The sequence below is a fragment of the Kitasatospora sp. MY 5-36 genome, from assembly GCF_001182915.1.
GTDB lineage: Bacteria > Actinomycetota > Actinomycetes > Streptomycetales > Streptomycetaceae > Kitasatospora.
The window spans coordinates 1-7950 of sequence record NZ_LFVW01000545.1; the positions used below are offsets into that span (position 1 = coordinate 1).

Below are 7950 nucleotides of genomic sequence, written 5' to 3' on the forward strand. Positions count from 1 at the left end.
CGGGAGGTGCCCCCGCCCACCGCAGGAGCCGCAGCCATCGAGCACGCCACCGTCGAGCCGTCCGCCACCGGCCGTCCGCCGCTGCGCACCGACCAGGCCCCGCCCGCCACCGTCCCGGTCCCCGCCCCCGCGGGCGGCGAGGGCCCGACCGGCGGCCGGCTCGGCCCGTTCCTCACCAACGGGCAGGCCGGCGAGCAGTTGGCCCTGCTGAACGAGGTCGGCGGCAAGGTCGGCACCACGCTGGACCTCGGCTTCACCGCCCACGAGCTCTGCCAGGTGCTGGTCCCCCGGGTCGCCGACTTCGCCTGCGTGGACCTGGTGGACGGGCTGATCTCGGACTCCGAGCTGCCGGCCGCCCGCCCGGACGACGACACCATGCTGCGCCGGGTCGCCCTGGTCTACAACGAGACCGGCGGCGTCTGGGACCACGTGCTCTCCGAGGGCTCGCTGGTCAGCATGCCCCGCCGCACCCCGCCCGGGATGGCCCTGCAGCTGAACCAGCCGGTGCTGGTCCCGGTGGTCAGCCCGGACGTCGCGGTCGACTACGCGATCGCGCTCGGCGACGCCCGGCTGACCCCGGTGGTCACCGGCCGCTCGATGCTGGTCGTCCCGCTCTCCGCCCGCGGCACCGTGCTGGGCATCCTCAAGCTGCTCCGGCTGCCGGACCGCGCGCCCTTCGACGAGAGCGACGCCGCGACGCTCAAGGAGCTGGCCGTCCGCGCCGCGCTGTCGCTGGACAACGCCCGGCTGCACCGCGCCGAGGCCAGGGTCGCCACCACCCTGCAGCGCTCGATGATCCCGACCCGCCCGCCGCAGATCCCCGGCGTGCAGATCGCCCACCGCTACCTGCCCGGCGACCCCAAGGCCGAGGTCGGCGGCGACTGGTTCGACGCGATCCAGCTGCCCGGCAGCCGGGTCGCCCTGGTGGTCGGCGACGTGATGGGCCACGGCATCCACTCGGCCGCCGCGATGGGCCGCTTCCGCACCGCGATGCAGACCCTCGCCGCCCTGGACCTGCCGCCCGGCCAGCTGCTGCGCCACCTGGACAACCTGGCCCACAAGCTCGGCGACGACCACCTCGCGACCTGCCTGTACGCGGTCTACGACCCGATCAACCGGACCTGCGAGCTGGCCAGCGCCGGCCACGTCCCGCCCGTCCTGGTGCACCCGGACGGCACCGGCGAGCTGCTGGAGATCCCGGCCGGCGCGCCGATCGGCGTCGGCGGGGTGCCGTTCGTCGCCAAGACCATCGACGTCTCGGACGGCTCGATGCTGGTGCTCTGCACCGACGGCCTGGTCGAGGTCCGGGGCGGGGACATAGGAGCGGGCCTGGCCGCGCTCTGCGGCAACCTGATCGACCCCCGGGAGAGCCCCGAGCAGGCCTGCGACGTGGTGCTGCGCCGGCTGCACTCGGACGACCGCAAGGACGACGTCGCCCTGCTGGTGGCCCGCTTCGACGGGGTCGCCCCGTCCGAGGTGGCCACCTGGGACCTCACGGTGGACCACCGCGAGGTCGGCCGGGCCCGCTCGCTGGTCCGCGAGCAGCTGGCCGGCTGGCACCTGGAGGCGCTCAGCGACACCACCGAGCTGCTGGTCAGCGAGCTGGTGACGAACGCCGTCCGGGTCGCCCGGGACACCGTGAAGCTCCAGCTGATCCGGGTGGACAAACTGCTGGTCGAGGTCAGCGACGACAACCACAACCTGCCCTCGCTGGAGCCGGCCGAGCAGCTCGGCGAGACCGGCCGCGGCCTCACCCTGGTCACCAAGCTCGCCGAGCGCTGGGGCACCGCCCGCAAGGCGGTGGGCAAGGTGGTCTGGTTCGAGCTCCCGCTCCCGCACGCCTGACGGCCGCACCGAGGGGCCCCGGACACCGAACGGCCGCGTACGGGCACCCGTACGCGGCCGGCTTGAGCGCGGTCGGCGCCCGTCAGGGGATGACGGCCCCCGCCGAGGTGCGCCGACGGGCCTCCACCGCGACCTCCCGCGAGGCGGCCGCGGCCACCGAGGCGGCGGCGCCGACCCCGGCCAGCACCCGCGGCCAGAAGTCCCCGAAGACCTCGACCGAGACGGCGATCAGCAGCGCGGTGATCACCGCGACCACGTGCTCCAGACCGGCCAGGTTCGGCAGCACGACCGCCTCGCCGATCATCACCGCCACCACCAGGCCGGCGGTGAGCCAGGCCCGGCAGCGGAACGCGATGCAGATCGCCAGCGCCACCACCGCGGCCGAGGGCCCGGTGTCCCGCACGTAGGCGACCCACTTCGGGAAGCCGAACAGGTGGTGCGGCCCGATCGCCACGCCGACCCGGGCGAACAGCGTGCCCGCCAGGGTGCAGGTGTAGGCGACCACCAGGGTCATCCGCCGGCCGAGCACGATCTCGGCGATCGAGAAGACCACGAACACCTGGGCCAGCGCCCCCCAGACCGGAAGGTCCAGCGCCGGCACGTACAGGGAGAGCGGCGTCCGCAGCAGCGAGACGTCCAGCGGCAGCGCCGCCCGCACCACCCCGATGTTGTTCACGAAACGCTCGCCGCCCGGCAGGTGCTGGACGACGCTGAACAGCAGGATCAGAAACGTCGCGACGGTGGCCAGGGGAACGGCGGCGAACTTCTTTCGCACCACCGCGTCCCGGACCGTCGCGAACAGCGTTCCCCACTCGGCGACAGCGGCCGCTCCGGCGATTGCCAGCGGCCCCTTTCGCACGCCCCCCGCGTGGGTCCTGTGCATCACAACAGTTTCTCCGAATCCCCGAACGCTCTACTACTCCAACATTAGAAGCCAGTTAACAAAGCCACATCGGCACGGATGGGGAGTCGGGTCATCCTCTGGGGGGAGGCAATCCCCCCATCAGCCCCCCAATTCGACCGGCCGGTCCCCTCCGCCCCCCGACGGAGGGCTACCCCTTCCCGTCCCGGGCCGCCACCGGGACCCGCGGCGCCACCACGGCGGCCCGGGCGTGCCGGCGGCGGAACAGGGCGGGCAGGCTCGGCGCGACGATGAAACCCTCGGCGCGCGCGCTCGCGATACCGATCCGCGGAATCTCGCTGCTCTTCTCGAAGAGCAGGTAACGCGGTTCCCAGATCGGGCGGTACTTGGCATTGGCGCGGTACAGCGACTCGATCTGCCACCAGCGCGAGAAGAATCCCAGGATCGAGCGCCACAGCCGCAGCACCGGGCCGGCGCCGAGGCGCGAACCGCGCTCGAAGACGGAACGGAACATCGCGAAGTTCAGCGACACCCGCTTCAGCCCGACCTCGTCGGCGCGCTGCAGCAGCTCGATGACCATGAACTCCATCAGGCCGTTCTCGGTGTCCCGGGCCCGGCGCATCAGGTCCAGCGAGAGCCCGTCCGGGCCCCACGGCACGAAGCTCAGCAGCGCCTTGAGCTCGCCGTCCCCGTCGTGGCACTCCAGCATCACGCAGCGGCCGTCGCCAGGGTCGCCGAGCCGGCCGAGCGCCATCGAGAAGCCGCGCTCGGTCGCCCCGTCGCGCCACTCGTCGGCCTTGGCCACCAGCTCGGCCATCTCCGCCTCGGAGATGTCCTCGTGCCGGCGGATCCGCACCGTGTACCCGGCCCGCTTGACCCGGTTGTAGGCCTGCCGGACCACCCGCATCGCGCGGCCGTCCAGCGAGAACTCGTCCAGCTCGACGATCGCCTCGTCGCCCAGCTCCAGCGCGTCCAGCCCGTGCCGGGCGTAGATCACCCCGGCCTCCTCGGAGGCGCCCATCACGGCCGGCGCCCAGGCGTGCTCGCGGGCCTCGGACAGCCAGGCGTCGATCGCGCCCGGCCAGGCCTCCGGGTCCCCGATCGGGTCGCCCGAGGCGAGCGAGACGCCGCCGATGACCCGGTAGGTGACCGCCGCCTTGCCGCTGGGGGAGAAGACGACCGCCTTGTCCCGGCGCAGCGCGAAGTAGCCGAGCGAGTCCCGCTCGCCCTGCTTGTCCAGCAGGCCGCGCAGCCTGGCCTCGTCCTCGGCGGTGAGCAGCTCCTTGCCGCGCGGGCTGCGGAAGGCGACGTACAGCACCAGCAGGAAGAGCACCGCGCCCATCGCGTTGATCGCGGCGTTCACCCAGGTCGGCGCGGCGATCACCGAGCGCAGGTGCTCGGTCGGGGTGATCGTGATCATCCGGCCGACCGAGTACCGGAACAGGTCCCAGAAGCCGGCGCCGGAGAGCTCGTTGGTCATCCAGACCAGCAGCGCCCCGACCCCGCCGCCGAACGCCAGCCCGCCGACGAAGGTGGCCGCCGCGGTCTTCGGGTTGGAGCTGTCGCCCTTGGACGTGAACTCCTTCCGCCCGACCAGCAGCGCCAGGACGAACAGGCAGGTCAGGACGGTGGAGAAGTAGTTGAGCGGGTGCCTGTTGAAGCGCTCGTCCGGCACCAGCATGAACGCCAGGTAGAGCAGCGCGAAGAGACCGCCGAGCGCCGTGTTGAAGATCCACGCGGCCCGCTTGCGCCGCCGCATCGCGATCGCGAGGAAGACCGACAGCACCGCGCTGGCCAGCCCGGAGGTCATCAGGTACGGGGTGAAGTACTCACCCTCGTTGTGCTCGCTGACCTGGTTCCGGAAGGGCACCAGCAGGACCGTCGCCACGTTCAGCAGCGCGATCAGCCGCAGGTACCAGACGGAGGCCGCGGCGGCCCTCGGACGCCAGCGACCGGGCTCGTCGACGGGCCGGGGCCCGGGGGACGTGGCGGACGGCTCCGACTTCACAGTGGACGACACAGCTCAATTCCAAACGATCAGATGGTGGGGCGCATCCGCGAACGGCCCGGCGCCGGGCGCCCGCTCGGGCCCGACGGACTGACCGGCGACCTCGCCCGGCCGACCGCCCGAAATGGAGAAGCGGCCGGAAAAGAGTCAGCCAACTCCATGTTTCCCCACCCAGCCTGAGAATTGCGTGAACCGGGTAGCGGATTCCCACCCCCGCCGAACGGCGGGGGTGACCGCCCGCCGCACGTTCGGCACCCCGCCCCGCCTACCCCTACCCTCGAAACGACCCACGCGGACCGCCCCGACCCGGCCGCCCGAACCGAGGAGGCACCATCACCACCACCCGCGTGCTGATCGTCGACGACGAGATCCTGGTCCGCTCCGGCCTGGGGCTGATCGTCGGCTCCGCCGCCGACCTGGAGGTGGTCGGCGACTGCTCCGGCGGGCAGGCCGAGGAGCACGTCCAGCGGCTGCGCCCGCACGTGGTGCTGCTCGACATCCGGATGCCCGACCTCGACGGCATCTCGGTGCTGCGCCGCCTGCGCGCCCTGCCCGACCCGCCCGCCGTGGCGATGCTCACCACCTTCGACACCGACGAGTACATCGGCACCGCGCTGCGGGCCGGCGCGGCCGGCTTCCTGCTCAAGGACACCGCCCCCGACCAGCTGGTGCACGCCGTCCGGGTGCTCGCGGCCGGCGGCAACATCCTCTCCCCGACCGTCACCCGCACCGTGATCGGCGGCTACGTGGACGGCGGCGGCCCGGACGCCGAGGCCACCGCGCTCGCCCGCACCCTCACCGGCCGCGAGCTGGACGTGCTGTCGCTGCTCGGCGAGGGCCTGTCCAACGCCGAGATCGCCGACCGGCTGTTCCTCGGCACCGGCACGGTCAAGGACCACATCAGCGCGATCCTCGGCAAGCTCGGCGCCGCCAACCGGGTCCAGGCCGCCGTCCTGGCCCACCGGGCCGGTCTGGTCCGGCCCAAGCCCGGCGACGGGGCATGACGACCGCCGACCAACTGCCGTCCCGACGGCTGCCGGCCTGGTGCACCGCCCCCTGGCTGATGCTGCTGCTGCCCGTCCTGTACGGCCTGCTGGACGCCGCCCTGGTGGCCCGGGAGGCCGCCTGGTGGCAGGTGGCACTGTCCACGCTGGCCGCCGTCGCCCTGTTCTGGCGCCGCCGCTTCCCGGTGGTGGCACTGCTCCTCACCATGCCGGGCAGCTGGGTGGACGAGATCTGGCTGGCCCCGATCACGGCCGTCTACTCGGTGGCCGCCGAGCGCCCCCGCCCCCGGGTCGTGATCCCCTGCGGCGTCCTGTTCGCGCTGGTCGAGTTCTTCCACTGGCCGCTGCCCCAGGACGTCCTCGACCTCAGCCGCGCCACCGCGCTGGACGCCATCCAGGCCGTGATGCTGGCGGCCGGCCCGGCCGCCACCGGTCTGCTCGCCCGCACCCGGCGGGAGCTGGCCGCCCGGCTGGACGAGCTGACCCGCGGCCAGGAGCGGGAGAGCCGGCTGCTGGCCGAGCGGGTGCTGATCAGCGAGCGCGGCCGGCTGGCCCGGGAGATGCACGACGTGGTCTCGCACCAGGTCAGCCTGATCAGCATCCAGGCGGGCGCGCTCCAGGTGAGCAGCCCCGACCCGGCCGCGGTGACCGCCGCCCGCACCATCCGCGAACTGTCCGTACGGACCCTGGACGAGCTGCGGCAGATGGTCGGGGTGCTGCGCGGCACCGGCGGGCTGCCGGACGCCCCGCTCGCCCCGCAGCCCCGGCTGGCCGACCTGCCCCGGCTGATCGAGCAGAGCGGCCTGGCCGCGGACACCGAGCTGGTCCCCGGCGACCGCCCGTGGCCGGAGGCGGTCGAGCGGGCCGCCTACCGCACCGTCCAGGAGGCGCTCACCAACATCACCAAGTACGCCCCGGAGGCGGCGGTGCACGTACGGGTCCGGGCGAAGGGCCGCCGGCTGCGGGTCGAGGTCCGCAACGAGGCCCCGCCGGTGCGTCCGGCCGAGACCCTGCCGGGCGGCGGCCACGGCCTGGTCGGCCTGCGCGAGCGCGCCCAGCTGCTGGGCGGCACCCTCACCGCGGGGCCGACCCAGGACGGCGGCTTCGAGGTCCGCGCCGAACTCCCGGCCAGCCGCGGCTGATCCCGCCCGCCCCCGAAATCCACGCCACCGGGGAGCGGACGACAAAAAAGCCCCGCAGATCCGTAGATCTGCGGGGCTTCGCTGTGCGCGAGGGGGGAGTTGAACCCCCACGCCCTTTCGGGCACTGGAACCTGAATCCAGCGCGTCTGCCTATTCCGCCACCCGCGCATGGGTGTTGTCCTCGTTGCCGACCGGTCTTCCGAACCACTCGGTACCATCGGTACTTCGCGCTTCCTGGACCGGCCTCCCTTTCGGGCGGCCCTTCCGACGTGGAAAACATTAGCACGACCTGGGGGGCTGCTCCGAATCCGTTGTCCGGGGAGGCCCACGGCACCCGAACCGATGCCCGACGCACGCCCGTGCGACTGCCGGAAGGGTGCTCCGACGGGCACACCTGGCGTGCCGTACCCGACATGCGTCACCCTGTGTGTCCGAGCCCACCCCCGGGCACCACACGGTCCGGGAACCGTACGGAAGGGCCCGGCGTGGATACGATCAGTACGGAAGTACCGCAAGTAGGAGGCGCGACCGGGTCCCGGGCGGGATCCGGCCGGCAGGCAGGCGAACGAACCCTGGAAGGGGGTGCCCCATGGGAGTGCTGAAGAAGTTCGAGCAGCGGCTCGAGGGTCTCGTCAACGGCACCTTCGCCAAGGTGTTCAAGTCCGAGGTCCAGCCCGTGGAGATCGCCGGAGCGCTGCAGCGCGAGTGCGACAACAACGCGAGCATCTGGAACCGCGACCGCACCGTCGTGCCGAACGACTTCATCGTCGAACTGAGCCCGCACGACCACGAGCGGCTGAGCCCCTACTCCGGGCAGCTCGGCACCGAACTGGCCGGCATGGTCCGCGAGTACGCGGAGGCCCAGCGGTACACCTTCATGGGCCCGCTCCAGGTGAACCTGGAGAAGGCCGACGACCTGGACACCGGGCTGTACCGGGTGCGCAGCCGCACCCTCGCCGCCGAGGAGCCCCCGCAGCAGCAGCAGTACGCGCCGCCGCAGCCCGGCTACGACCGTGCGCCGGCCGCCCCGGCCCCCGGCGCACCGTGGCAGCAGCCCGGCGCCGGCCAGTACAACGCGCCCCCGCCGCC

At 73.0% G+C, this 7950-nt stretch carries 6 protein-coding genes and 1 tRNA gene; 4 read left to right on the forward strand and 3 right to left on the reverse strand.

Features of this window, described 5'->3' with window-relative positions:
• A partial coding sequence (locus tag AE652_RS29595) for a SpoIIE family protein phosphatase (protein ID WP_234348581.1) occupies positions 1–1845 on the forward strand: 1845 nt, incomplete at its 5' end.
• An 82-nt stretch (positions 1846–1927) separates the two neighbouring features.
• Here AE652_RS29595 and AE652_RS46675 read toward each other — a convergent pair.
• Entirely contained in the window at positions 1928–2728 is an 801-nt protein-coding gene (locus tag AE652_RS46675) for a hypothetical protein (protein WP_159028583.1), read from the reverse strand.
• A gap of 169 nt (positions 2729–2897) precedes the next feature.
• Positions 2898–4727, reverse strand: coding sequence for a phosphatidylglycerol lysyltransferase domain-containing protein (locus AE652_RS29605; RefSeq protein WP_079272003.1), 1830 nt, complete (start codon positions 4725–4727; stop codon positions 2898–2900).
• A gap of 338 nt (positions 4728–5065) precedes the next feature.
• Between AE652_RS29605 and AE652_RS29610 the strand changes: the two genes are divergently transcribed.
• Together AE652_RS29610 and AE652_RS29615 are read left to right on the forward strand one after the other, a co-directional pair.
• On the forward strand, positions 5066–5719 hold the full coding sequence (locus AE652_RS29610) for a response regulator transcription factor (RefSeq protein WP_234348583.1): 654 nt from the start codon (positions 5066–5068) through the stop codon (positions 5717–5719).
• Positions 5716–6861 (forward strand): sensor histidine kinase, encoded by a 1146-nt coding sequence (locus AE652_RS29615; RefSeq protein WP_049657015.1) that lies wholly within the window; start codon positions 5716–5718, stop codon positions 6859–6861. The genes AE652_RS29610 and AE652_RS29615 overlap by 4 nt, the downstream gene beginning before the upstream one ends.
• An 84-nt stretch (positions 6862–6945) precedes the next feature.
• Here the strand turns inward: AE652_RS29615 and AE652_RS29620 are convergent.
• Positions 6946–7029, reverse strand: a tRNA-Leu gene (locus AE652_RS29620).
• Positions 7030–7450: 421 nt separating this feature from the next.
• Between AE652_RS29620 and AE652_RS29625 the strand changes: the two genes are divergently transcribed.
• Positions 7451–7950, forward strand: a 500-nt coding sequence (locus AE652_RS29625) for a DUF3662 domain-containing protein (RefSeq protein ID WP_049657018.1), incomplete at its 3' end; no start/stop codon positions are given.

Bases quoted from the DNA above. Each gene is read 5' to 3' on its own strand.
- AE652_RS46675 (WP_159028583.1), bottom strand. From the start codon at position 2,728: ATGCACAGGACCCACGCGGGGGGCGTGCGAAAGGGGCCGCTGGCAATC.
- AE652_RS29615 (WP_049657015.1), top strand. From the start codon at position 5,716: ATGACGACCGCCGACCAACTGCCGTCCCGACGGCTGCCGGCCTGGTGC.